This is a genomic window from Achromobacter sp. ACM01, from assembly GCF_014851745.1.
Taxonomy (GTDB): Bacteria; Pseudomonadota; Gammaproteobacteria; order Burkholderiales; family Burkholderiaceae_B; genus Achromobacter; species Achromobacter aegrifaciens.
The window spans coordinates 321,180-346,483 of record NZ_JACVAF010000001.1 but is presented as its reverse complement, the minus strand read 5'-3'; the positions used below and the strand labels follow the sequence as shown (position 1 = coordinate 346,483).

At 65.9% G+C, this 25,304-nt stretch carries 23 protein-coding genes; 12 read left to right on the top strand and 11 right to left on the bottom strand.

Translation table 11 applies throughout. The features are described 5' to 3' along the window. Window positions 1-7 precede the first annotated feature (7 nt). The 5 genes from hutH to hutC all read right to left on the bottom strand — a co-directional run bounded on the left by hutH (window position 8) and on the right by hutC (window position 6,268). A complete protein-coding gene (gene hutH, locus IB268_RS01640) occupies window positions 8-1,537 on the bottom strand; it encodes a histidine ammonia-lyase (protein WP_054455350.1) in 1,530 nt (509 codons plus the stop codon). A 27-nt stretch (window positions 1,538-1,564) separates the two neighbouring features. Then, window positions 1,565-2,983 carry a cytosine permease gene (locus IB268_RS01635; protein WP_119449898.1) on the bottom strand — a complete coding sequence of 473 codons (1,419 nt, stop codon included), beginning with the start codon at window positions 2,981-2,983 and terminating at the stop codon, window positions 1,565-1,567. A 66-nt stretch (window positions 2,984-3,049) separates the two neighbouring features. Next, window positions 3,050-4,729: a urocanate hydratase gene (gene hutU / locus IB268_RS01630; protein WP_054455354.1), complete on the bottom strand. Its 1,680-nt coding sequence runs from the start codon at window positions 4,727-4,729 to the stop codon at window positions 3,050-3,052. A gap of 196 nt (window positions 4,730-4,925) precedes the next feature. Continuing rightward, complete coding sequence (locus tag IB268_RS01625; protein ID WP_192353726.1) at window positions 4,926-5,528, bottom strand: HutD family protein; 603 nt, start codon at window positions 5,526-5,528, stop codon at window positions 4,926-4,928. Beyond that, complete coding sequence (gene hutC / locus IB268_RS01620; protein WP_054455358.1) at window positions 5,525-6,268, bottom strand: histidine utilization repressor; 744 nt, start codon at window positions 6,266-6,268, stop codon at window positions 5,525-5,527. Before hutC ends, IB268_RS01625 begins: the two co-directional genes overlap by 4 nt. Window positions 6,269-6,477: 209 nt before the next feature. On the opposite strand from hutC, the gene IB268_RS01615 reads away from it, so the two are divergent. The 3 genes from IB268_RS01615 to IB268_RS01605 all read left to right on the top strand — a co-directional run bounded on the left by IB268_RS01615 (window position 6,478) and on the right by IB268_RS01605 (window position 9,996). After that, on the top strand, window positions 6,478-6,768 hold the full coding sequence (locus IB268_RS01615; RefSeq protein ID WP_054455908.1) for a metal-sensing transcriptional repressor: 291 nt from the start codon (window positions 6,478-6,480) through the stop codon (window positions 6,766-6,768). A gap of 29 nt (window positions 6,769-6,797) precedes the next feature. Continuing rightward, the gene (locus tag IB268_RS01610; protein ID WP_054455360.1) at window positions 6,798-7,907 is read left to right on the top strand and encodes an S-(hydroxymethyl)glutathione dehydrogenase/class III alcohol dehydrogenase; all 1,110 of its coding nucleotides are present in this window, start codon (window positions 6,798-6,800) and stop codon (window positions 7,905-7,907) included. A gap of 169 nt (window positions 7,908-8,076) precedes the next feature. Further along, window positions 8,077-9,996: a bifunctional UDP-sugar hydrolase/5'-nucleotidase gene (locus IB268_RS01605; protein WP_192353725.1), complete on the top strand. Its 1,920-nt coding sequence runs from the start codon at window positions 8,077-8,079 to the stop codon at window positions 9,994-9,996. Between the two features lie 21 nt (window positions 9,997-10,017). Here IB268_RS01605 and IB268_RS01600 read toward each other — a convergent pair whose 3' ends face one another. Together IB268_RS01600 and IB268_RS01595 are read right to left on the bottom strand one after the other, a co-directional pair. Continuing rightward, the gene (locus IB268_RS01600) at window positions 10,018-11,142 is read right to left on the bottom strand and encodes a glycosyltransferase family 4 protein (protein ID WP_192353724.1); all 1,125 of its coding nucleotides are present in this window, start codon (window positions 11,140-11,142) and stop codon (window positions 10,018-10,020) included. Next, entirely contained in the window at window positions 11,139-12,131 is a 993-nt protein-coding gene (locus IB268_RS01595; protein ID WP_054455366.1) for a hypothetical protein, read from the bottom strand. The genes IB268_RS01600 and IB268_RS01595 overlap by 4 nt, the downstream gene beginning before the upstream one ends. Window positions 12,132-12,452: 321 nt before the next feature. On the opposite strand from IB268_RS01595, the gene panB reads away from it, so the two are divergent. From panB to IB268_RS01580, 3 genes are all read left to right on the top strand, one after another. Beyond that, the gene (gene panB, locus IB268_RS01590; RefSeq protein WP_192353723.1) at window positions 12,453-13,298 is read left to right on the top strand and encodes a 3-methyl-2-oxobutanoate hydroxymethyltransferase; all 846 of its coding nucleotides are present in this window, start codon (window positions 12,453-12,455) and stop codon (window positions 13,296-13,298) included. 56 nt (window positions 13,299-13,354) lie between these two features. Next, the gene (locus IB268_RS01585) at window positions 13,355-14,464 is read left to right on the top strand and encodes a YcjF family protein (protein WP_119449893.1); all 1,110 of its coding nucleotides are present in this window, start codon (window positions 13,355-13,357) and stop codon (window positions 14,462-14,464) included. 195 nt (window positions 14,465-14,659) lie between these two features. After that, window positions 14,660-14,872: a DUF1059 domain-containing protein gene (locus IB268_RS01580; protein WP_054455373.1), complete on the top strand. Its 213-nt coding sequence runs from the start codon at window positions 14,660-14,662 to the stop codon at window positions 14,870-14,872. 106 nt (window positions 14,873-14,978) lie between these two features. On the opposite strand, the gene IB268_RS01575 is transcribed toward IB268_RS01580, so the two are convergent. Further along, window positions 14,979-16,019, bottom strand: a complete 1,041-nt coding sequence (locus IB268_RS01575) for an ornithine cyclodeaminase (RefSeq protein WP_125470603.1) — start codon at window positions 16,017-16,019, stop codon at window positions 14,979-14,981. Window positions 16,020-16,143: 124 nt separating this feature from the next. Between IB268_RS01575 and IB268_RS01570 the strand changes: the two genes are divergently transcribed. The 3 genes from IB268_RS01570 (at window position 16,144) to IB268_RS01560 (ending at window position 18,791) form a co-directional block, all read left to right on the top strand. After that, window positions 16,144-16,569, top strand: coding sequence for an Lrp/AsnC family transcriptional regulator (locus tag IB268_RS01570; RefSeq protein WP_119449891.1), 426 nt, complete (start codon window positions 16,144-16,146; stop codon window positions 16,567-16,569). Between the two features lie 254 nt (window positions 16,570-16,823). Beyond that, window positions 16,824-17,756: an N-carbamoyl-D-amino-acid hydrolase gene (locus IB268_RS01565; protein ID WP_192354069.1), complete on the top strand. Its 933-nt coding sequence runs from the start codon at window positions 16,824-16,826 to the stop codon at window positions 17,754-17,756. Between the two features lie 90 nt (window positions 17,757-17,846). After that, the gene (locus tag IB268_RS01560) at window positions 17,847-18,791 is read left to right on the top strand and encodes an ornithine cyclodeaminase family protein (protein ID WP_054455379.1); all 945 of its coding nucleotides are present in this window, start codon (window positions 17,847-17,849) and stop codon (window positions 18,789-18,791) included. 19 nt (window positions 18,792-18,810) lie between these two features. Here IB268_RS01560 and IB268_RS01555 read toward each other — a convergent pair whose 3' ends face one another. Next, on the bottom strand, window positions 18,811-19,710 hold the full coding sequence (locus tag IB268_RS01555) for a LysR substrate-binding domain-containing protein (RefSeq protein WP_192353722.1): 900 nt from the start codon (window positions 19,708-19,710) through the stop codon (window positions 18,811-18,813). Between the two features lie 122 nt (window positions 19,711-19,832). Here IB268_RS01555 and dkgB point away from each other — a divergent pair, with 122 nt between their 5' ends. Further along, window positions 19,833-20,636, top strand: a complete 804-nt coding sequence (gene dkgB / locus IB268_RS01550) for a 2,5-didehydrogluconate reductase DkgB (RefSeq protein ID WP_054455383.1) — start codon at window positions 19,833-19,835, stop codon at window positions 20,634-20,636. Between the two features lie 178 nt (window positions 20,637-20,814). Beyond that, on the top strand, window positions 20,815-22,839 hold the full coding sequence (locus IB268_RS01545) for a hypothetical protein (RefSeq protein WP_192353721.1): 2,025 nt from the start codon (window positions 20,815-20,817) through the stop codon (window positions 22,837-22,839). A gap of 20 nt (window positions 22,840-22,859) precedes the next feature. On the opposite strand, the gene IB268_RS01540 is transcribed toward IB268_RS01545, so the two are convergent. Then, window positions 22,860-23,639: a fused MFS/spermidine synthase gene (locus IB268_RS01540; RefSeq protein ID WP_119449885.1), complete on the bottom strand. Its 780-nt coding sequence runs from the start codon at window positions 23,637-23,639 to the stop codon at window positions 22,860-22,862. Window positions 23,640-23,798: 159 nt separating this feature from the next. Between IB268_RS01540 and IB268_RS01535 the strand changes: the two genes are divergently transcribed. Further along, complete coding sequence (locus tag IB268_RS01535) at window positions 23,799-24,854, top strand: DnaJ domain-containing protein (protein ID WP_192330585.1); 1,056 nt, start codon at window positions 23,799-23,801, stop codon at window positions 24,852-24,854. Window positions 24,855-24,872: 18 nt separating this feature from the next. On the opposite strand, the gene IB268_RS01530 is transcribed toward IB268_RS01535, so the two are convergent. Further along, complete coding sequence (locus IB268_RS01530; protein WP_054455392.1) at window positions 24,873-25,292, bottom strand: universal stress protein; 420 nt, start codon at window positions 25,290-25,292, stop codon at window positions 24,873-24,875. Window positions 25,293-25,304: the final 12 nt, after the last annotated feature.

Below are 25,304 nucleotides of genomic sequence, written 5' to 3'. Positions count from 1 at the left end.
GCCGGCGTTAAAGACTGGGCAACAGGCCCGCCGGCACCAGCGCCGTCAGACCCTGGCCCGCGATGAGCAGACTCGCCGCCTCGATGTCGGGTGCGAAGAAGCGGTCCCGCTCATAATGCGCCACTTTCTCGCGCAACAGGCCGCGCGCACGCTCCAGCTTGGGCGCGGTCTTCAGGCCCTGGCGGAAATCCAGGCCCTGGCAGGCGCCCAGCCATTCGATCGCGAGGATGTCGCGCACGTTCTCGGCCATGGGCCAGAGCCGCTTGCCCGCATTCGGCGCCATGGACACGTGGTCCTCCTGGTTGGCCGAAGTCGGCAGGCTGTCCACGCTGGCCGGGTGCGCCAGCGCCTTGTTGTCGCTGGCCAGCGCCGCCGCGGTCACCTGGGCAATCATGAAGCCGGAGTTCACGCCGCCGTTGCTCACCAGGAACGGCGGCAGCTGCGACATGTGCTTGTCCATCATCAGCGAAATACGGCGCTCGGACAGCGCGCCGATCTCTGCCAGCGCCAACGCCAGGTTGTCCGCCGCCATGGCCACGGGCTCGGCATGGAAGTTGCCGCCCGACACCACGTCGCCCTGCTCGGCAAACACCAGCGGATTGTCCGAGACCGCGTTGGACTCGATCTCCAGCACCTGGGCCGCATGGCGTATCTGCGTCAGGCAGGCGCCCATGACCTGCGGCTGGCAGCGCAGCGAATAGGGGTCTTGCACCTTGTCGCAGTTTGCGTGTGAATGCCCGACCTCGCTGTCCTCGGTCAGCAGATCGCGGTACACGGCCGCCACGTCGATCTGGCCAGGCTGACCACGCGCGGCGTGGATGCGGGGATCGAACGGTGCGCGCGATGCCAGCATGGCTTCCACGCTGAGGCTGCCGCAGACCAGCGCGGCAGCCAGCAGATCCTCGGCCTCGAACAGGCCGCGCAGCGCATAGGCCGTCGAAACCTGCGTACCGTTCAAGAGCGCCAGGCCTTCCTTGGCCGCCAGCGTCAGGGGTTCCAGCCCCGCCTGGGCCAGCGCTTCGCGCGCGGGCAGCCAGGCGCCGCGATGGCGCGCCTTGCTCTCGCCCAGCAGCAGCAGGGACATGTGCGCCAGCGGCGCAAGGTCGCCCGACGCGCCCACCGATCCCTTCAGCGGAATATGCGGATAGACCTCGGCGTTCACCAGCGCGATCAACGCGTCGATGACCTTGCGGCGGATGCCCGAATAACCCCGCGCCAGGCTGTTGATCTTCAGCACCATGATCAGCCGCACCATCGCGTCGTCCAGCGCCTCGCCCACTCCGGCCGCGTGCGACAGCACCAGCGAACTCTGCAGGGCTTCCAGGTCCTCGCGCGCGATCCGCGTCGTGGCGAGCAACCCGAATCCGGTGTTGATGCCGTAGGCCGTGCGGCCTTCATCGATGATGCGTTCGACGCAGGCCACGCTGGCCTCGATCGGCCCGGCGGCAGCCGGGTCCAGCGTCACGCGCGCCGGCTGCTGATAGACGCGCCGCAAGTCCGCCAAGGTCATGTGGCCGGGTGTCAGATGCAATTCCATTGTTGTTCTCCTAGGCGTGTGCCGGCGTCAAAGCGTATGGGTCGCGCGGGCGGCGCCGCGAGGTTGCGGTACGGCATCCCGGCGCGCGAACAGGTAATACAGGATGCTGGGCACGACCAGGCCGATGATCCACGAGATATCCACCCCGCCCAGGCGCTCGACCATCGGACCCGTGTAGAGCTTGGTCGAAATGAAGGGCATCTGCACCAGCACCCCGAACAGATATATCAGGATCCCTGGCCAGTTCCAACGGCCATAGCGCCCATTCGGATCCGACAGCGCTTCCACGTCGTATTGCTCGCGGCTCACGAAGTAGTAGTCGACCAGATTAACCGCGCTCCACGGCACGAAAAACGCCAGCAGGAACAGGATGAAGGACTTGAACGCGTTCAGGAAGGAATGCTGCCCGATCAGCGCCACCGCCGTGGCCGCTGCGACGATCACCAGCACCAGCAGCGCGCGCTGCCGGCGGGAAATCTCCACATGTCCGCGAAAGCCGCTGGCGATGGTCGCGATGCACATGAAGCTGCCGTAGGAGTTCAGCGTCGAAATCGTGACCTTGCCGAACGCGATGGTGAAGTACAGCAGCGCGGCCATGGCTCCCGTGCCGCCCAGCCCGACGATGTAGGCGACCTCGCGCCCGGCAAACTGGCCGGCCGCCATGGCCGCGGCCAGCACGCCCAGCACCATTGCAATCTGCGCGCCCAGCACCGAACCCAGCCCTACCGCCAGGAAGGTCTTGAACGACGAGGTCCGGCTCGGCAGATAGCGCGAGTAGTCCGCGACGTAAGGCCCATAGGCGATCTGCCACGATGCCGCCAGTGAAACCGACAGCAGGAAGGAACTCCACGTGAAGTGGCGGATCTGCAGCAACTGGCCCACGTCGCCCAGCGCGATCACGCGGCTGAACAGGTAGAAGAAGGCAATGATGCCCAGCACCGTCGCGATCCGCCCGATGATGTGGATCATGCGGTAGCCGAACAACGTCACCCCGGCGATCACAGCGGCGAATATCAGGATGCCGGCCGTATCGCTCACGCCGAACAACTGGCCCAGGGCCTGCCCCGACAGCACCGTGCCCGTGGCCGTGAATCCCAGGTACATCAGGCACACCAGCACGATGGGGATCGCCGCGCCATAGACGCCGAACTGCACCCGGCTGGAGATCATTTGGGGCAATCCCAGCTTGGGTCCCTGGGCAGCATGCAGCGCCATCACCGCGCCGCCAAAAACCTGGCCGACGAACAGCCCGATCAGCGACCAGAAAACGTCTCCGCCCAGCACCACCGCCAAGGCTCCGGTGATGATGGCCGTGATCTGCAGATTGGCGCCCATCCACAGCGTGAACTGGCTGTAGAGCTTGCCGTGGCGCTCCGTTTCGGGAATGAAATCGATCGAGCGCCGCTCGATGAGCGGCCCCCTTGCTGCCTGGCTGTCCTGAGTCATTGCGTAGTCTCGGTCATGGCGTATGGACGGGCGCGGTCGCGGCCCGCAGGTATGGGCGGCGCGGTATCAGCGCTTGCCCGCAAGCATGGGCAGATTCAGGCCCTGCTCCTGCGCGCATTCAATGGCGGCTGCGTAGCCCGCGTCGGCATGCCGCATGACGCCCGTGCCCGGATCGTTGGTCAGCACGCGGGCGATGCGCTCGGCCGCCTCGTCCGTGCCGTCGCAGACGATGACCATGCCGGCATGCTGCGAAAAACCCATGCCCACGCCGCCGCCATGGTGCAGCGACACCCAGGTCGCGCCGCTGGCCGTGTTCAGCAGTGCGTTCAGCAGCGGCCAGTCGGATACCGCATCCGAACCGTCGCGCATCGATTCCGTTTCACGGTTGGGGCTGGCGACAGAGCCGGAATCCAGATGGTCGCGGCCGATGACGATGGGCGCCGACAGCTCGCCCGTGCGGACCATTTCATTGAACGCCAGGCCCAGCTTGGCGCGCTGGCCCAGGCCCACCCAGCAGATGCGCGCCGGCAGGCCCTGGAAGCTGATGCGTTCGCGCGCCATGTCCAGCCAGCGGTGCAGGTGTGCGTCGTCCGGGATCAGTTCCTTGACCTTGGCGTCGGTCTTGTAGATGTCTTGCGGATCGCCCGACAGCGCGGCCCAGCGGAACGGGCCCACGCCGCGGCAGAACAATGGCCGGATGTAGGCGGGCACGAAACCCGGAAAATCGAACGCGTCCGCCACGCCTTCTTCCTTGGCCATCTGGCGGATGTTGTTGCCATAATCGAAGGTCGGAACGCCCTGGCGCTGGAAGGCCAGCATGGCCTGCACGTGCACCGCCATGGACTGCTTGGCCGCCTTGATGACCGCGGCCGGTTCGCGCTTGGCGCGCGCGCGATAGTCCTGCCAGGTCCAGCCGGCCGGCAGATAGCCGTTCAGCGGATCGTGCGCGCTGGTCTGGTCCGTCACCATGTCCGGGCGCACGCCGCGGCGCACCAGTTCCGGCAGGATCTCGGCGGCGTTGCCGCACAGGGCGATGGAAACGGCGCGGCCTTCCTGCGTGTACTTGGCGATGCGCGCCAACGCGTCGTCCAGGTCGCGCGCCTGTTCGTCCACATAGCGGGTGCGCAGGCGGAAATCGATGCTGGTCTGCTGGCATTCGATGTTCAGCGAGCAGGCGCCAGCCAGCGTGGCCGCCAGCGGTTGCGCGCCGCCCATGCCGCCCAGGCCGGCGGTCAGCACCCAGCGCCCTTTGAGGTTGCCGCCATAGTGCTGGCGGCCCGCCTCGACGAAGGTCTCGTACGTACCCTGCACGATGCCCTGGCTGCCGATGTAGATCCAGCTGCCCGCCGTCATCTGGCCGTACATGGCCAGGCCCTTGGCATCCAGTTCGTTGAAGTGTTCCCAGGTGGCCCAGTGCGGCACCAGGTTGGAGTTGGCGATCAGCACGCGCGGCGCGTTGGCATGGGTCTTGAAAACGCCTACCGGCTTGCCGGATTGCACCAGCAGGGTTTCGTCTTCGTTCAGGTTCTTGAGCGATTCGACGATCTTGTCATAGCAATCCCAGTCCCGGGCGGCGCGGCCGATGCCGCCGTAAACCACCAGTTCCTTGGGGTTCTCGGCCACGTCGGGATCCAGGTTGTTCATCAGCATGCGCAAGGGGGCTTCGGTCAGCCAGCTCTTGGCGTTCAGTTGCTTGCCGCGCGGTGCGCGGATGACCACGTCGCGGTATCGGTTCGAGTTGTCCAAGAGGCTCTCCTTGATCGGTTCGGTTGCGCGCCTGCGTGGCGCTGCGCTTGTCTGGATCATAGGATGCCTATGCTTGTATATACAAGTCAATATGAGTCGATTTTTCTCAGGGATTACCCTAATAAAAAGCCGAGGCGACAGCACCCCGGCTTTCATCGGCAACAACGGAATACGGCCGCTCCAGGCGGCCGCGCAATCAGACGCTACGCGGCAACAGTTCGATCACGCAGGCGTCCAGCGGCGCTTCGGCCTCCAGCCGGTATTCGGCCAGGCAGTCCATGGACTCGGCATGCAGGCAGTCGTAACGCGACGGCAGCACTTGCGGCTTGCCGTCGATGCGCACCGTAAGCGCGCCGCCCGCCGTCAGCACCAGCACATCGCGCGCGGCGCTGTGGAATGTCCATGGCCCTGCGCCCGCCACCCACTGCAGCCGGGCATGCCAGCGCGCCGGCGCGTAGATCAGGTTGAAGTCGCGTATCGGCCCATCCAGCAGACGGCACTGCACTTGGGCCTCGCCTGCGAAGGCATAGGCCTGGCGCGGCGTGAGCGGCGTCTGCAGGCTGCCGTCCACCGTCAGCTGGATGCCCGAGCCCTCCAGTACCGTGATGATGCGCTGATAGCCCGTGAACGCGGAAAAGCTGCCGTCCTGCGCCACATCGGCGATGGACAGGCGCCAGTCGAACCCGGCCGCGCTGTCGCCGGGATTGCAGACAACTTCCTGCGTGGTGCCGCCGCCGTTGCGCCAGGGCATGCGCGGATAGTCGGCGGCGCGATACAGATGGACTTCGGGTTGCTTCATGAGGTGAACTTGCCTTCCAGGCGGTGCCGGGAACCAGGGTGAATCAAACGGGCCAGGGTGACGGCGCGATCGCCCGACCAGGTGCGGCGGCTGATCAACAGACAGGGCTCGTCGCGCTCGATCTGCAACAGCTGGCATTCGCGCGGCTTGGCGAGGATGGCCTCGACCACGTGCTCGCCTTCGCTCAGCGGCGCGACGCGCGTCAGGTATTCGTACGGCGTGCTATGCGTGAAGTCCTGCTTCAGGTAGTCCGGCGCCAGGCCCACATTGACGTAGCGGTCCTCCAGCTGGATCGGCAGGTCGTCTTCGTAGTGCACGATGATCGAGTGGTACACCGGCTGCCCGGCGCGGATATCCAGCGCCAGCGCCTGTTCGGCGCCTGCGGGCTCTTCGGCCAGGCGCACCACGCGGCTGTGGTGGCGATGATTGCGCGCCGCGATCTCGTCGGCGATGTTATTGACGGCGAACAGCGCCGAGCGCGCCTTGGGCTGGGCCACGAAGGTGCCCACGCCCTGCATGCGCACCAGCAGTCCCTCGGCCGTCAACTCGCGCAAGGCGCGATTGATGGTCATGCGGCTGAACCCGAGCTCATCGACCAGTTCGCTTTCCGACGGCACCCGGTAGTGTTCCGGCCACGCGCCGCTGCGGATCTGCTGAGCGATCATTTGCTTGACCTGCGCATAGAGGGGCGCAGGCGGCGCATTGGCCTGGATGGGCAACTTGGGGGGATTGGAAGCCATGGGAGATCCTGTAATGCGGCGCCAGGCGACGGATGGCGGTCAGCGCCTAGTATAGACAGGTACAGACGGCTCGCGGATCCGCAGACCCCGCGCGGCCCCGGCTTGTCGCCCGCGCCGCGCCTAGGCATGGTCCCCGGCGCGGGAGTACCGTAGTGGACGTGGGCAGCCAGATTTTCTATACTCCCCCCCTGTATTCATCGGAGCCTGCCGTGCCGCACTCCCCGGAAGAGAAAAAACGCGTCGTCACCCGCTTGCGCCGCATCCAGGGCCAGGCGCTGGCGCTGGAGCGGGCCGTGAACGAAGGCACGGAATGCGGCGCGCTGCTGCAGCAGCTGGCCGCCTTGCGCGGCGCCGCCACCGGCCTGATGGCCGAGGTGCTGGAAAGCCATCTGCGCGAAACCTTCCTCCAAACCGCCCAGGGCGGCCGCCAGGACGCCACGATCGAACCCGAAGCCGAGATCGATCTCTTGATGCGCCTGGTCCGTTCCTATCTGAAATAACGCCATCTGACATACGTGGAGCCCTAACTATGAAATCACGCGCAGCAGTCGCATTCGGACCCGGCAAGCCGCTGGAAATCGTTGAAATCGACGTCGCCCCGCCGCAGCACGGCGAAGTGCTGGTGAAGATCACCCACACCGGCGTCTGCCACACCGACGCCTTCACCCTCAGCGGCGACGATCCGGAAGGCCTGTTCCCCGCCGTGCTGGGCCACGAAGGCGCGGGCGTGGTGGTCGAAGTCGGCGAAGGCGTGACTTCGCTGAAGCCCGGCGACCACGTCATCCCGCTCTACACGGCCGAATGCCGCGAATGCAAGTTCTGCCTGTCCGGCAAGACCAACCTGTGCCAGAAAGTGCGCGCCACGCAGGGCAAGGGCGTCATGCCCGACGGCACCTCGCGCTTCAGCTATGAAGGCAAGCCGCTCTACCACTACATGGGCTGCTCGACCTTCAGCGAATACACCGTGGTCAACGAGATCTCGCTGGCCAAGATCAATCCTGCCGCTCCGCATGAAAAGGTCTGCCTGCTGGGTTGCGGCGTCACCACCGGCCTGGGCGCCGTGCACAACACCGCCAAGGTCAAGGAAGGCGACACCGTCGCCGTGTTCGGCCTGGGCGGCATCGGCCTGGCCGTGATCCAGGGCGCGGTGCAGGCCAAGGCCGGCCGCATCATCGCCGTGGACACCAACCCCAACAAATTCGTGCTGGCCAGCGCCATGGGCGCCACCGACTGCGTCAACCCCAAGGACCACGACAAGCCTATCCAGGACGTGATCGTCGAAATGACCGACGGCGGCGTGGACTTCTCGTTCGAGTGCATCGGCAACGTGCACGTCATGCGCGCCGCGCTGGAATGCTGCCACAAGGGCTGGGGCGAGAGCATCATCATCGGCGTGGCTGGCGCCGGCCAGGAAATCAGCACGCGCCCGTTCCAGCTGGTCACGGGCCGCGTCTGGCGCGGTTCGGCCTTCGGCGGCGTCAAGGGCCGCACACAGCTGCCGGGCATGGTGGAAGACGCCATGAGCGGCAAGATCGACCTGGACCCGTTCGTGACCCACACGCTGCCGCTGGAACGCATCAACGAAGCCTTCGACCTGATGCATGAAGGCAAGTCGATCCGCACGGTGATCCACTACTAAACCCGCGTCTTGCGGCAACGACGGGCCTGGCGCAACATGCGCCGGGCCCGTTGCTTTTGCATGACAGGCTTGCGACATGTCGTCGCGCAACATGACAGCACTGTCATTCATTTCGGCGTCATCTTGACCCGCGACCATTCGCCCTCCGATGACAGAGGGGTACACGCGAATGAACACGTGGAAGAGGAACGCAGGCGCGGCCATGCTGAGCGCACTGGCGCTGCTGGCCGGCTGCGGCGGCGACGACGATGACGACAAGCCCGTCGAACAACCCGAGCAGCCGGCTCCCGGCCGGCCGATGGAACTGACGATCCTGCACATCAACGATCATCATTCCAACCTGGATAGCAAGAAGAAGGACCTCAAGCTCAAGAACGCTGCCGGCGGGCGCGTCGCCGTGAACGCCGATACGGGCGGCTTTCCGCGAGTGACGGGCGCGATCAACGCCCTGGCTGCGCAATCCGCCAACGTGCTCAAGCTGCACGCGGGCGACGCCACCACCGGCACGCTGTACTTCAACCGAGCGGGCGAACCGGGCGAGGCCGACGCGGCCATGATGAACACCGTCTGCTTCGACGCCATGACCCTGGGCAACCATGAGTTCGACAAGGGCGACAGCGGCCTGAAGCGCTTCATCGAACTGCTGCACGCGGGCGCCTGCCAGACGCCCGTGCTGAGCGCCAACGTCACGTTCGCCGCCGGCTCGGCGCTGAATCCCTCGCGCGCCCCCGGCATGGTCAAGCCCGCCGTGGTCCTCAAGCGCGACGGCCAGGATATCGGCCTGGTGGGCCTGACCATCGCCGCCAAGACCCAGCAGTCCTCCAGCCCGGACGCCGGCACCGTGTTCTCGGACGAGACCATCGCCGCGCAGCAGCAGATCGACGCGCTGCGCGCGCAGGGCGTCAATAAGATCGTGGTGATGAGCCACATCGGCTACGGCTATGACAAGCAGGTGATCGCGCAGCTGAGCGGCGTGGACGTGGTGGTGGGCGGCGACTCGCACACGTTGCTGGGTCCCGCCTCCATGGCGGACTATGGCGTGGGCTCGCCCGCGGGCGCCTATCCCACCGTGCTCCAGGACAAGGACGGCAAGCGCGTCTGCCTGGTGCAAGCGTGGGAATACTCGCAGGTGGTCGGCGAGCTGAAGGTGAGCTTCGACGCCAACGGCGACGTCACCGCCTGCGCCGGCACGCCGCATGTGCTGATGGACGGTCCGCTGAAGGTCGCCGGCGCCGCACCCTCGGCAGCCGACGAGGCGGCGATCCAGGCCGACATCCAGGCCAGTGGCTTCCTGCGCATGCAGACGCCGGACGCGCAGGCCGCGGCCGTGCTGCAGCCGTTCAAGGCCAAGGTCGACCAGTTCAGCCGCAGCCTCGTCGCTTCGGTGCCGCAGGAACTATGCTCGCGGCGCGTGCCGGGCGGCCCCGGTTCGCGCGACTACAGCCGCTCCAGCGCCGCCTGCAACACGCTGGGCAGCGTCAGCCTGCGCGGCGGCGACATCCAGCAGCTGGTGGCCCAAGCCTACCTGGACGTGGCCAACGCCAGTTATGGCGGCGCCGACATCTCGCTGCAAAGCGGCGGCGGCGTGCGCGTGCCGCTACTGGGCAACGTAACGGCGGCCAACGTGATCGAAGTGGTGCCTTTCGGCAATATGCTCTGGCGCCTGGATGTGACCGGCGCCGAGGTCAAGAGCATGCTGGAAGACGGCATGCAGGCAGTCTACGGCGCGGGCGGCTCCACCGGCCCCTATCCTTATGCCGGCGGCCTGCGCTGGGACGTGAATGCGGCCCATGCCCAGGGCAGCCGCGTGTCCAACATCGAAGTCCGGGATCAGGCCAGCGGCAACTGGCTGCCGCTGGACGCGGGCCGCAGCTACAAGCTGTTCGTGCTGAGCTTCAACGCCACCGGCGGCGACGGCTACAAGACCCTGGCCAACGTGCCGGCCTCGCGCCGGCAGGACATCGGCGTGCTGGATGCCGACGTGCTGCAGGCCTACATCGACAAGCAGGCCAAGGACCCGGTCAGCGGCCTGCCGGTGCTGAATCTGCTGCCCGTGAGCCTGTACAGCACCAAGACGTACAGCGAGTAGCGGCAGACCCGGGCGCGGCCATCAGGCCGGCTGCACCCGGCTTTCGCGGTAGACGCGCTCGGTATTGCCGACGAACGTCGTCAACGAGAACTCCCGCAGCGCGGTGCTGCGGGCCTCGGCGCCCATCACGCCCAGGACCTCGCGGTTTTCCAGGATCTTCGACAGCGCTTCGACGATGCTGTCCACCGAGGCCGGCGGCACCACCCAGCCATCGCGGCCATCGGTGACGTTCTCGGGCAGCCCGCCCACGGCGCTGACGATCACGGGCTTGCCTGCGGCCATCATCTCGCGGCAGGCAAAGGAAATCGTCTCCAGCTTGGACGACAGCACAAAGCCCACGTCCAGCGCCGACAGGAAGGGGCTGACGTCCTCCATCAAGCCCGTAAACACCACCTGCTCCGACATGCCCAGTTCGGCCACGCGGCGCATCTGCTCCGCATCGGGCAGCTTGCCCGCAATCAGCACCACCACCTGCCGCCGCTTGTTGTCGGGCAGCATGGACACGGCGGTCACCATGTCCAGCCAGTTCTTGTAGACCGCGGTGCCGGCATTGCTGCCTATGACCAGCCGACCCTGCATGTCGTCGGGCAACAGGCTGCCGCGCGCCTGCGCCGCCTCCCGGCGCGAGGCCGGACTGCACTTTTCCGTATCCACCCCGTTGTGCACCACCCGCAGGTCCTCGTTGCGGAAGACCGACTGCTTCATGCGGCGAAACGTATGGGTGCACACGCAGATGACGCGGTTGGTGCCCCATTTGGCGCGCACCCGCGCACCCAGGCTGTTGGCGCTGCGGTCGGTGTGCTGCGTGTAGACCATGAAGGGACGCCGCGCCCCCATGCCCACGGTCGCCAGCATGCACAGGCGGTGGTCGGCCGAGCCGTTGACGTGGACCACGTCGAACTGTTCGTCGCGCAGCAGGGCGCGCAGACGGCGCAGCGCGCGCAGCTGCTGCAGCGGACGGCCCTTGAATTCCAGGGCCAGCGTGCGCACGCCGGGCAGGGCCGCGGCCTCGGCCAGCAGGCGGCTGCTGGCGGGCGCGGCCACGGTCACCTGCGACTTCTCGCACAGGATGCGCGCCAGCGACATCACGTAGGTGGTGTGGCCGCCGCCATCGCCTTGGTGGAAATTGGTGTACAGAATCTTCATGGGGTCATACTCGAAAACGGCTGCTCGGGCAGCAGGCAGCTCCAGTCGCGCTTCTCGAACACGTCGTCCCCCAGCCGGCTGGCGGGCGACAGGTTGTAGACCTTGATGCCGCGTTCGCCGAGCAGCCGGCTGGCTTGCCGGAAGGCGGGTTCGATGTGTCCGGAGAATTGCCGGTCCAGCGCGGTGGACAGCTGCGTTGCCGCGCTTTCATAGAATCGGGGTCCCGCCGCAGCCGTCAGGTCCAGGCCGTGCAGGTATATGGTTTTCGCGCCCAGCCACGCCAGCAGCTGCAAGCCCGTATAGGCCACGGTGCCGCCACCGAACAGGCCGCGCGGCGGGTCCAGGCTGAAGCCGTGCGCATGCACCGGGTTGCGCGCGTCGAACAGCACCAGTCCGGGGTCGTCGGCCAAGCGCGCTTCCAGCTGCTCGGGGCGCGCGCGCGGCTGCAGCGCGCGCTGGTGCACTTCTTCGAACAGCGCGATGCGGCAGCGCACGTCCTTGCGGTCGAACAGGAAGCCTATCCAACGGTAGACCTCGGGCGTGACGAACAACATCAGATCCTGCGCCAGCACTTGCGCCACCAGATCGCGCCTGCGGTTGACGAAACCGGCATCGAGCATGGCGTAGTAGTCAAAGCGCAGGGTAGGGTGCTGACGCCGCAGCGCGATCGAGCCGTTGACGCCCATCGTCACATCCAGCCGGCAACGCGCGTAGTCGATCTGAGCCACCGAGGGGCCGCTCAATATCAGATGGGCGTCGGCTGCGATGTCGCGCGGCAGTTGATCCAGCGGGGTGGTGGCAGGGCCTTGCACGCCGCGCAGTTCACATCCTGTCAGCCGCTCCTGCCCACCGCGCTGAACCGTCACAAAGGGCCACAAGGTTTCGTTGTGCCGGTATGCGGCGGGCCGGGTGTGGCGATAGAAGTAACGCAGGCCCTTGGTCAGCGGACGCGAACACAGCAAACGTGGAATGAGCCCGGGACTAGGCATGAGCAATGTTGCGCGGAAGCCGCGAAATAACCTTGTAAGCGGCGAATTCTACGCAGGCAGACCTGTCGAAAAAGCGAGTGAACCCTTGAAGATGTAACGCTTTTATGGAAACTCCAAAACGTCCCTAAATTTGTTGCCGACGCTTTCCACAGAGCACGGCATCGCGGCGCCCCAAAACTTTCGATTACGTTTTGCCGCAAAGATTAGCCTGCTGGGCACAGCCATGCGCTAGCCGCGGGGCCGCGCCTGCGGCCTTCCGCTACGATGCGGGTATCGCAATGTCCCGATTCAAGCAATCAACCCTGGATAGGAAGAATTTCGATGTCTACGACCGCCACCCTGAACACGGCTGCCGCCCACGCACCCCGCCTGAGCGTGCCCGCGTTCCGCGCGCGCAAGCGCCAGGAGCCGCTGGTGATGCTGACGGCCTACACGGCGCGCATGGCCGAACTGCTGGACCCGCATTGCGACGCCCTGCTGGTGGGCGACAGCCTGGCCCAGACGATCTACGGACTGCCTTCCACCGTGCCCGTCACGCTGGACATGATGATTGCGCACGGCGCCGCCGTGGTGCGCGGCTCGCGCCGGGCGCTGATCGTCGTCGACATGCCTTTCGGCAGTTATGAGGAAAGCCCCGAGCAGGCCTTCCGCTCCGCCGCGCGCATCATGAAGGAAACCGGCGCGGGCGCGGTCAAGCTCGAAGGCGGCCAGAGCATGGCGCCGACCGTCGCCTATCTGTCCGCGCGCGGCATCCCGGTCATGGGCCATGTCGGCCTGACGCCGCAAGCCGTAAATATCCTGGGCGGCTACGGCGCGCGCGGCCGCGGCGAAGCCGAATACGCCCGCATCGCCGCCGACGCCGCCGCCGTCGCGGACGCCGGCGCCTTCTCGCTGGTGATCGAAGGCGTGGTCGAGCCGCTGGCGGCGTCGATCACCGAGGCCGTCGCCTGCCCGACCATCGGCATAGGCGCATCCGCGCGCTGCGACGGCCAGGTGCTGGTGGTGGACGACATGCTGGGCATGTTCGAGCGCACCGCGCGCTTCGTGAAGCGCTACGACGACCTGGCCGGCCGCATTCAGCAGGCGGCGCAGACCTATGCCACCGAAGTCCGCGCGCGGACCTTCCCCGAATCGGCCCATCTCTACGGCGTGGCGGGCAGCGCCTGATGGCTGCGCGCGTTTCTCGCTAGAATCTTCCCCATGCCTTTCTACGCACACACCTCATGAGCACGCCCCGCATGGACACGCCCCAATTGCAGGACGCCATCGCGGACGCCATCAGCACCGCCACGCGCGGCGCCGGGCGCGTGAACATCCTGGTCGCGGGCAAGACCGGCGTGGGCAAGAGCACGCTGATCAATGCCGTATTCCGCGGCGACCTGGCCAAGACCGGCGCGGGCAAGCCCGTCACCCAGTCGACCCAGGAATTCACCCGGGCCGGCCATCCGCTCACCATCATCGACACGCGCGGCCTGGAGGTCGGCGACTACGAGCGCTCGCGCCAGCAGCTGGCGGACCTGATCCAGGAACGCTCCGCCGCCGACGACCAGGACCGGCACCTGCACGTGGCCTGGCTCTGCATCCAGGACAGCAGCCACCGCGTCGAAGACGCGGAAATCGAACTGTGCAACATGCTGTCCGATGCCGGCATCCCCGTCGTGGCGGTGCTGACCAAGGCGCGCAAGAACAGCCCCTTCGTCGACGAAGCGCGCAAGCTGCTGCCGCGCGCCAAGCAGGTGGTGGCGGTGCGCGCGCTGCCGGAATGGATCGAGGAGCTGGACGCGGAACTGCCGCCCATGGGCCTGGACAACCTGATCGAGGCCACCGCCCTGCACATCCCCGAGGCGCAGCAGCGGGCCTATGCCAACGCGCTGTCCACCCGCAACAAGAAGGCCCTGGAAGTAAAAAAAAAGCGGGCTGAGATAGAGGTCAACGTGGCCGCGGGGCTGGCCGCGTCGGCCGCCGCCGCGCCCATCCCGTTCTCGGACGCCGTTGCGCTGGTGCCCATCCAGGTCGGCATGATCGCCAAGATCGGCATCACTTTCGGCATGGAACTGAATACCGCCGCCATCACCACGCTGGTCACCTCCACGCTGGGCGCGTCCGCGGCCACCCTGATCGGGCGCTCGGTGGTCTCCGGGCTGCTGAAATTCATCCCCGGCGCGGGCAGCGCAGTGGGCGGCACCATTGCCGCCACCACCGCCGGCGCCATCACCAAGCTGCTGGGCAATGCCTACGTGGCCGTGCTGTACGACTTCTGCCTGAAGCATCCGGGCAAGGACATCGACATCGCGATGATCGCCCAGGCCTTGAAGCAGCGCGTCAGCTTCTGAAGCCCGCTGTGGCCGCACCGGTATCCAAGCACTAGCGCCCGGTGGCATCTGCCGAATTGCGCCGCGACCGCGGCGTCGGATCTATACTTTTCTGACCGCCCCCGCCGCTGCGACGCGCCAGCGGCCCGGACGTCCCGCGCCGCGCGCCGGATGCTCTTGCGCAGGCCCAGGCAGCCTGCGCGCAGGGAGACGTTCATGACTCGCAAGTACATCGATTGCCGCGAATACCCCAGCGCAATGAACTGCACGGTGGCGCTGGCGGCGGATTCCGAAGGCGAATTGCTGGAAGCCGCCGTGCAGCATGCAACCACGGTGCACAAGCATGCCGACACCCCCGAGTTGCGTACGCAGCTGAAGTCGCTGTTCCACGACGGCACACCGCCGGTTGAAATACCCAGCCGCACATGAGGCGGCCGCCATTGGCGCCGGCGTGGTTCGCCACGCCGGCGCTTGCGCCCATCAAAGCGTCACGGAAGCGTCCCGGTTTGCGCGGACGGCTCCGCGCGCGCCGGCATCAGGCCCGGGCCGCAACAGGTTGAGCGGCCCGTACCGCTTCGAACAGATTCTTCGGATCGGGCAGTTGCGGCGCAACCTCGATGCGGGCGCCCACGCCATGGCGCACGGCGGCGTCGCGCAGCCAGCGCAAGGCCGAGAAGTCTTCCAGTGCAAAGCCCACCGAATCGAAGATGGTCACGTCGGCTGCGTTCTTGCGTCCGGCGGATTGGCCCGTCAGCACCCGCCACAATTCCGTCACCGCGAAGTCGGCAGGCATCTGCTGCAGGTCGCCCTCGATGCGTGTCTGCGGCTCGTATTCCACGAACACCGGGCCCGCGCGCAGCACGTCCGCATGCAGTTCCGTCTTGCCCGGGCAGTCGCCGCCGACAGCGTTGATGTGCATGCCAGGCTCGACCATGTCCGCGGTCAGGATGGTGGCGTAGGCCTTGTCCGCCGTCACCGTGGTGACGATGTCCGTGCCCTTGACCGCCTCTGCCGCACTATCGAAGCGCACCACGCGCAAGCCGGGCACTGAAGCCAGATTGCTTTCAAGCTTGCGTGTGGCGCCTGCGTCCACGTCATAGACGTGCAGCGTGTCGACGCCGAGGATGTAATGGAAGGCCAATGCCTGGAACTCGCTCTGCGCGCCGTTGCCGATCAGCGCCATCCTGCGCGAGTCCGGCCGGGCCAGCGCGCGCGCCGCCAAGGCGGAGGTCACGGCCGTTCGCAGCGCGGTGGTCAAGGTCAGCTCGCTGATCAGCAGCGGCTCGCCCGTGCTGACCTGCGCCAGCGCGCCGAATGCCATCACGGTGGACAGGCCGGCCTGCGGATTGCCCGGGTGGCCGTTCACGTATTTGAAGGTGTAGTACTCGCTGTCGGCGGTGGGCATCAGTTCGATCACGCCGGTTGCCGAATGGCTGGCCACCCGCGCGCTCTTGTCGAATTCCTGCCATCGAAGAAAGTCCGACAGCAGGTAGTCCAGCAGACCGGAAAAGACCTGTTGCGGGCCTTGCAGGGCCACGATTTTGGCCACGTCGGAAGTTGAAAGCAGCGTCGTCAATTTGTTCTCCCCGAGTTATGGAACAGAAATTCTGGGGGATGGGCAAACCAATTAATAGTGACAACAATCAACACAAAACGCTAAGATTCTGCCACTCTGATAGCAATAATTAGCACTTTTCACAATGGACACGCTAGATCAGAACCTGCTCGGCCTGCTGCGCGCCGATGCCCGCATGTCGGTCGCCACGCTGGCGAAGAAGCTGGACGTCTCGCGCGGCACCATCGACAACCGCATCCGCAAGCTGGAAGAGCGCGGCATCATCCGCGGCTACACCGTGCGCCTGCGGCCAGAGGTGGAAACCGAAGATATCGTCGCCTGGATGAGCATTGCCGTCGAAGGCCACGAAACCCGCAAGATCGTGAGCCTGCTGATGGGCGAACCCGCCGTGGCGGGCCTGCACGACACCAACGGCCGCTGGGATCTGCTGGCCGAGCTGCGCGTGCCCACCATCGACCAGCTGTCCGAAGTGCTGGACCGCCTGCGCACGCTCAAGGGCATCGCCGCCACCGAAACCAGCATCCACCTCAAGACCTTCAAGGCGCTTTGAGCGCCGGCATACGGGGAAACCCGATATAAAACTTTGCATGGGCCCCATGACGCCGCGTTATGCATAAGGTCGCGGCGGCTTGTGTCCGCCCGACCGAATTCCCCGCCAGATCATCGTCTTAGCGTAGCGTCCGGCGCAATTTCCCTGGCTCGCCGCCAGTCGCCACAGCGGTTCCGGATTTCCGCCCGTGCATGCATGCTTGCGCCTTCAGCCTGGAGATCCACATCGTGAGTAATGCATACCCCGCCCGCAAGATGGGCCTGGCGGTCGCCCAGATGGGCGCTGTGAACCTTGCCGATTCCCGCGCGGCCGTGGTCCGCCGCCTGGTCGAAATGATGCGCGAGGCCGCCGCCCGCCGCGCGGAGTTTGTCGTTTTTCCCGAGCTGGCGCTGACCACGTTCTTTCCGCGCTACTGGATGGAAGACGCCGAGGCCGTCGAGCGCTACTTTGAAAAAAGCATGCCCAACGTCGACGTGCAGCCGCTGTTCGACACCGCGCGCGAGCTGGGCATAGGCTTCTACCTGGGCTACGCCGAACTGACGCCCGAAGGCCGCCAGTTCAACACCGCCATCCTGGTGGACCGCAGCGCCAGAATCATCGGCAAGTACCGCAAGATCCACCTGCCGGGCCACTCCGACCACAAGATCGGCGCGCCGTTCCAGCACCTGGAGAAGAAATTCTTCGAAGTCGGCGACCTGGGCTTCGGCGTCTGGGAAACCAGCGACGTGAAGATCGGCATGTGCCTGTGCAACGACCGCCGCTGGCCCGAGACCTATCGCGTCATGTCGCTGCAAAGCGCCGAGCTGATCGTGCTGGGCTACAACACGCCGTCCCTCAACATCCACTGGAACGAGCCCGCGCACCTGCGCACCACCACGCATGAGATCGTGCTGCAGGCCAGCGCCTACCAGAACGCGGTGTGGGTCGGCGCGGCCGCCAAATGCGGCCATGAAGACGGCCACCACATGATAGGCAGCTCCATGATCGTTGCGCCTTCCGGCGAGATCGTGGCGCGTTCCAGCGGCGAAGAAGACGAGGTGATCACCGCCCGCATCGACCTGGCCATGGGCCAGGCCTTCCGCGACCATGTGTTCAACTTCGCCAAGCACCGCAATCCGCAGCATTACAAGCTGATCGTCGAGCGCACCGGCGCGGGCGATCCGCTGCCCACGGCGGCCATCGACTGAAGGCGACGCCTGCCCGCGGCGCGGGCGGGCGCCCTCCGCGCTGCTAGACTGCCTGCTGGCCCACAGACCGACCCGCAGCAGGCAACAACCATGCGCTTCATCGACACCGAACAAACCCGCAACGCCCTGTCCTTCGACGCCGTCATTCCCGCCTTGCGGGAGGCCTTCCGCGGCAGCGCCACCGTGCCGCCGCGGCATGTCCACGCCATCCAGTCGGGCAATGCGCACGGCACCTCGCTGATCATGCCCGCCTGGAGCGACCGCGGCTATTTCGGCGTGAAGATCATCAACATCTTCCCCGAGAACACCCACCAGGGCCTGCCCGGCCTGCACGCCACCTACAACCTGTACAGCGCCACCACCGGCGTGCCAATAGCCCAGGTCGACGGCGACATCGTCACTGTGTACCGCACGGCGGGCGCGGCCGCGTTGGGCGCGGATTACCTGGCGCGCGCCGACGCCAGCACGTTGCTCATCGTGGGCTCCGGCCGCATCGCCGGCCTGGTGGCGCAGGCCATGCGCACCGTGCGCCCGATCCAGCGCGTGTTGGTGTGGAACGTGCGTGCGGCCGGCGCCGAGAAGCTGGCGGGCGAGCTGCGCGCGCAGGGCTTCGATGCCGCGGCCGCCTCCGACCTGGAAAGCGCCGCACGCCAGGCCGACATCATCAGCTGCGCCACGCTGTCCACCGTACCGCTGATCCACGGCGCCTGGCTGCGTCCCGGCGTGCACCTGGACCTGATCGGCAGCTTCAAGCCCGAAATGCGCGAGACGGACGCGGCCTGCTTCGACGGCACCTCGGTCTACGTGGACACCGGCGAAGCGCCCACCAAGTCCGGCGACCTGCTGGCCGCCTTCGAGGCCGGCGCGCTCAAGCGCGAGGACATCCGCGGCGACCTGCACCAACTGGCTGCCGGTGAGCTGCCAGGCCGCCGCGACGACCAGGAAATCACCGTGTTCAAGGCCGTGGGCAGCGCGCTGGAAGACCTGACGCTGGCGACACTGGTGTACGAATCGGTCAGCGGCGAACGCGCCTGAACGCGCAGCGTCCGCGCCCCTATTCGAAGCCGCGCGGGCCCAGCGCCTGGACCATGTAGTCGATGAAGGATTTGATGCGCGAAGAGATCGCGGTGTTGCGGTAGTACACCGCGTTGATCGGCTGGCGCACGTCCTGCGTCTGCTTCACCAGCTGCTGCTGCAAGGCGCCGCTGGCGCGGTCTCCGCGCGTCATGAAATCCGACAGGCAGACGACGCCGCCGTCGTTCAAGGCCAGTTGCCGCAGGGTTTCGCCGCTGAACGCGCGCACGTGCGGCTTGATGTGCAGGGCCTGGCCGTCGGCCTCCAGCAGGGGCCATTCGTTCAGCGCTTCCAGCTGGCTGAAGCCCAGCAAAATGTGCGAAGCCAGATCGGCCACGCGCCGCGGCGTGCCATGCGCGTCCAGATAACCGGGACTGGCCAGCACGCGCACGCGGCTGTGGCCCAGCGGTACCGCATGCAGCGATGAATCCTTCAGGCGTCCGATGCGGATGGCCAGGTCGGTGCGGCGCTCCAGCAGGTCGATGTTGCCTTCGTTGCTGTTCAGTTCCAGCTCCACCTGCGGATAGCGCTTGCGATAGCCCGGAACCAGCGGCGCGATCACATGCAGCATGAATGGCGAGGCTGCGTCCACCCGCAAGCGCCCGGCCGGCTGGTTGCGGCGCAGGCTCATCAGTTCCTCGCTTTCTTCCACCGCGGCCACGATCTTGCGCGCCTGCTCCAGATAGGCGCGGCCTTCCTCGGTCAATTCCAGCCGCCGCGTGGTCCGGCGCATCAGCGTGGTCTGCAACTTCTCTTCCAGCCGGCTCATGGTCCGGCTGGCGGCGGAAACGGTCTGTCCCAGCACGTCTGCGGCAGCGGTGATGGAGCCGCTGTCCACGATGGCGATAAAGACCTGCATTTCATCGAGGGTCGTCTTCATTCTTGCATTTATATCAAAAGTCTTTCGTGCATACCGGACTTTTTCCGCAAGTATCCGACGGGCACACTGCAGGCATTCCCGGGTATCTGCGCCCGGATCCGCGAACCCATCAGGAGTTACCCATGAACATTCCCGCCTTTGGCGTCGGCACCTTCCGCTTGCAAGGTCAAGCCGTCATCGATTCCGTGCGCAACGCGCTGGATCTTGGCTACCGCGCCATCGACACCGCGCAAATCTACGAAAACGAAGCCGAGGTCGGCCAGGCCATCGCCGAATCCGGCGTGCCGCGCGAGGCACTATTCGTCACGACCAAGATCTGGGTGCCCAACTACGCCCGCGACAAGCTCATCCCCAGCCTGAAGGACAGCCTGGCCAAGCTGCGCAGCGACTACGCGGACCTGACCCTGATCCATTGGCCCGCGCCTGGCAACGGCGTGTCCATCGAGGAATTCATGAGCGCGCTGGCCGAGGCCAAGACGCAAGGGCTGACCCGCCAGATCGGCATCTCCAACTTCCCCATCGCCGAAACCCGCGCCGCCATCGCCGCCGTGGGCCGCGAGCAGATTGCCACCAACCAGATCGAACTCAGCCCCTACCTGCAAAACCGCAAGCTCGCCGCCTTCCTGCAGGAACAAGGCATCCCGGTCACGTCTTACATGACGCTGGCCTATGGCAAGGTGCTGAAGGATCCGGTCATCGGCCAGATCGCCCAGCGCCACGACGCGACGACCGCGCAGGTCGCGCTGGCCTGGGCGCTGCAACTGGGCTATGCCGTCATTCCTTCGTCGACCAAGCGCGAGAACCTGGCCAGCAACCTGCTCGCCCAGGACCTGCGGCTGACGGACGAGGACATGGCGCAGATCGCGGCGCTGGAGCGCAACGGGCGCGAAGTCAGTCCCGAGGGCCTGGCGGCGCAGTGGGATTAAGCCGCAACTAGTGCAAATGAACCATTGCAAATCCAGGGACTAATACTTTCAGATACTAGCGAACCGGCTTAGGCGCGCCTATATATCGCACCTACGGGCGCAATCTTCACTGTCGTCATGTCGTCTTGCCTCAAAACGCCGCCCTCGCGCTGAAAGCCTGTCTCCACTGGAGTACGCCATGGCTGCAAAGAAGCAAGCGGGGCGCGCCGCCCCGGCACGCAAGACGGCGGACAAAAAACGGCAGGCCGCCACAGTCAGCACGGCGGCGGCCAAGACGCCCCGGCCCGCACCGAAGCGCAAAAGCCGCAAGCCGCCGCCAGCGCTGCCGTTTCGCCGCACCGCCAAGCCCGACGCCTTCGACGTCCGCGACCTGCCGTTCCGCCCCAACATCTCGGTCACGCCCAAGACCGAGATGATTCCCGCAATGGGGTTGACGGTGAAGCACCAGGAAGACACCTCGGCCTGCACCGGCTTCGCCTTGTCCACCGTGGTCGAATACCTGCTGCGCAAGTCGGAGCGCGAACCGCGCCCGGCCATTTCGCCATTCATGCTGTACTCCATGGCCAGGCGCTATGACGAGTTCCCGGGTTCGGTCGACGACACGGGATCGAGCCTGCGCGGCGCACTCAAGGGCTGGTTCAAGCACGGCGCGTGTTCCCAGGAATTGTTTCCGGCCCTGGCCATGCCAGCGGCGGCCAACGAGACCGCCGACGACTGGTGGCTGGACGCCGTCAAGCGCCCGCTGGGCGCCTACTACCGCATTGACACGCGCAACATCGTCGAAATGCACGCGGCGCTCAACGAGGTCGGCATCCTGTACGCCAGCGCGGGCTGCCACGCCGGCTGGGACGATGGCCATGGCGTCACCCCGCAGAAGGCGCCGTCCACGCCGGGAACCCAGCCGTTCTGGATCATCCCGCCCGACAAGCAGGACGCCGCCACCGACGGCCATGCCTTCGTCATTGTTGGCTATACCCAGGACGGCTTCCTGATCCAGAACTCCTGGGGCGAGGAATGGGGAACCCATGGCATGGCGGTGCTGACCTACGACGACTGGATGCGCAACGCCATGGATTGCTGGGTGGTGCAACTGGGCGTGGTCACGCACGAGCACACCAAGATATCGAACAGCATCACGCTGCGCACCGACGGCAAGAAGGTCACGCTGGCGGCGGGAACCGTGTTGCGCAACCGCGAGATCTCGCCCTTCATCGTCAACGTGGGCAACAACGGCAAGCTCAGCAACAGCGGCACGTTCCGCACCACACCCGACGATCTACGCGCCATTGTCGACGTCCATATGAACGCCGCGCGCGAGAAGTGGGGCTTGAAGGACAGGCCCATGGACGTCTGCGTCTATGCGCATGGCGGCCTGGTGGGTGAAGAAGATGCGGCGGAAGCCGCCGCCGAATGGATACCGCTGCTTTACGAGAAGCAGATTTTTCCAGTCTTCCTGATGTGGGAAACGGACTTCATCACCACCGTGAAGAACATCATCCAGGACGCCGCCCACAGCGTGCCGCGCACCACGGGCGGCCTGGGCGAGCGGCTGGAGCGCTGGTGGAACCAGCGCCTGGAACGCTGGCTGGCCCGGCCTGGCACCGTGATCTGGGGCGAGATGAAGCAGAATGCCCAGGCCATGAGCGAACCGGCGCCCAAGGGCATGGCGCAGGAAGAAGCCGCGATGATCATGCTGTACAAGCACTTCAAATCGCATGTCAGCGAGGGCCGTGTGCGCCTGCACATCGTCGGCCATTCGGCTGGCGCCATCGTCGCCAGCCACTTCGTGCACCGCTTGACGGCGGACGGCGGCAAACTGGAGTCGCTCAACCTGATGGCCCCGGCGGTGACGCTGGACACCTTCCAGGAACTGGTCGTGCCGCACCTGAAGACGCGGGTAAAGCGCTACCAGCAGTTCCATCTTTCCGACCGTGCCGAGGAAGACGACCCCACCTGCGGCCCGTACCGCCGTTCGCTGCTCTATCTGGTGAGCGAATCCTTCGAAGGCGGCACCACCACGCCGCTGCTGGGCATGGAGCGCTATTTCCGCAATGCCGGCATTCCTTGCGACGCCGTGCATGTATCACCCGCGGGCAGCCCCGCGCCCGGCTCGGCCAATCCGCCCGTGGCGGCCAGCACGCACGGCGGCTTTGACAATGACAAGGGCACTCAGCAGCAGATCATTGCGTTCATCAAGCGTTGAGGGCAGGGACCAGCCGGTCGCTATCTCAACTCCAGCGTCGCACCTATGACCTTCATCGTCGGCATCAGCTGGCGCCACGCATCCTTGGACATGGACGATGGCCGTCTGAGTTCGGCCGCGGCGGGATCGTCCAGCAGGTCGCCCTTGCAGGCGAACACGATGCTGTTGGTCATGTCGTCATCCACCACCTCGAACATGGACGAACCGAACGAGGCCCGCACCCGGTCCATGTAGTCATGATGGTCCGGGTGATTGACGTGGAAATTGATCACCAGGATGCCGTCCTCGCGCAAAGCGCGGAAACAATCGGCGTAGAACTCCGCCGAGCACAGCGGGCCCGGAATCCCGCCGATGCCGAACCCGTCCAGCAGGATCACGTCGGCATGGTCCGACAGGCCGCGCATATGGTCGGCCGCGTCGGCCTGCAGCACGCGGAAGCGGTCGTCGTCGCGCGGCACCATGAAGGCTTCGCGCAGGGCAATGACTGCCGGATCGATTTCCACCACGTCGATAGCGCTGTCCGCCAGATAGCGATGGCAGAACTTGGGCAGCGAGCCGCCGCCCAGCCCCACCATCAGGATGCGGGCGGGAGCCGGATTGAAAAGCACGAAGCCCATCATCATCCGCGTGTACTCCAGTTCGAGCGCATCGGGGTTGAGGGTGGACATGCTGCTCTGGATTTCCTGCTGCGTGAAATGCAGGGTGCGGCGGGTGCCCGAGTTCTGGATAAAGGGCCGGGGAGCGGCCGCTTGCGGCTCTGCAGGCGGGAAATCTGAGGAGGTTTGGGCGTCGTCGGGCATGAAACGGAGTGGCGTGCAGGAAAATGGGAAAAGATACCACTGCGCCGCGCACCCACCCAGCGATGTAGTCTCTTTGGCTGATACCGACGTCCATGATTGCAGCGTAAGCTCGCCGTGCAGGAAGCTGAGCGCCCGGCTTCGGAACGCGGACCCATGGCAATGGCTGGCATACATACCCATTACGACACGCTCCAAGTTTCGGAAAATGCCAGCGATGAAGTCATCCGCGGCGCATACCGCTATCTCTCGCAGAAATGGCATCCGGACAAGAATCCTGACAATCCCGAGGAAGCCAAGCGCGTCATGGCGCGCCTGAACGAGGCCTACGCGGTGCTTTCCGATCCGAAACGCCGCCAAGAGCATGACGCGTGGATCGCCGAGCAACGCGCCGCCGGCGCGCCCGGCGGCAACGGTGGCGGGACGAACGGGAAAGCGCCGCCGGATTCCGGATCCACCGATACGCTGCGCGACTATTACGCCACCGAAATCGCCAAGGGACGCAATTTCTGGATATGGCCGCTGGCCTTCATCGGCTGCGCCATGGCGTTGGGCCTGGCCGCCAACCTCGTTCCATCGCTGGCCAGCCTGCTGATGAAATACCGCTACCTCACCCTGCTGCTGCTGCTGGCCGGGGCATCCGCGGTGACGACCTCGGCCAGGAAAAAACACCGCGATCAACTGCTGCAACAGCACGAGACCCGGATTCTGGAGCAACGGTACACGGAACACATGCGGCAAAAGACCGTACGGCAGGTGGTCATCGGCGTCTCGGCCGTATTGGCAATCGGCGGCCTGCTTGCCTATTACGGCATGGGCTGGAATGAACGGCAAGACCAGCTCCAGGCCGCCAAGCCGGACAGCAAGAAGCCTGCGCCGGCCAAGCCTGCGTCCCTCCAGATCGAGAACGCCTGCGGCCGGGACTTGAGATTCGCGGTGCACTATCTGCCCGACGGAGGCGAATGGCGCACCGAAGGCTGGTGGAACGTGGAAGCCAACAGTTCCACCGGCCTGCGCGGCGACCTGGGATTGATCGAATCCACCAACGCCATCTTCTACTACTACGCCGAATCGCTGGATCGGAAAATAGTCTGGCAAGGCCGCGACGACGACGAGACCGACGCGACCTATGCGTTCAAGGGGCGCAACTATCGCTTCGACCGGGTTCGCCTGGCCCGCGACGCCGATGGCAGCTATCAGCTCAAGCTCACCTGCTAGCGCATCAGCCGCGGACGTTCAGATCAGCAGCACCGGACAAGGCGCGTGGGCAATGACCCGCGAACACACCGACCCCAACAATGCGTCCAGGAACGGCGCCCGATGGTGCGACCCCATCACGATGGCCGTGGCCCCCACCTTGACCGCATGCGCCACGATCTTGTCCGGCGTGTGGCCCGTAAGCTCGTGGCACTCGAAGCCGACCTGGCCCGCGCGCAGGATCTCGACCACGGACTTCATTGCCTTGTCGCTCTCTTCGTGGTGCCAGGCGTCGATGTCGGCCTGGCCGATGAAGGCTTTGACGTCGCCCGTCACGTCGGGCTCGCAATGCAGTACATGCACCGTGAAATCCCGGTTCAGCAAAGGGCCGTCAACCAGATAGCGCGCCGCGGCATCGCTGTGGCTGGACCCATCGGTGGCAAGAATGATCGTGTTCATGACAGATCTCCG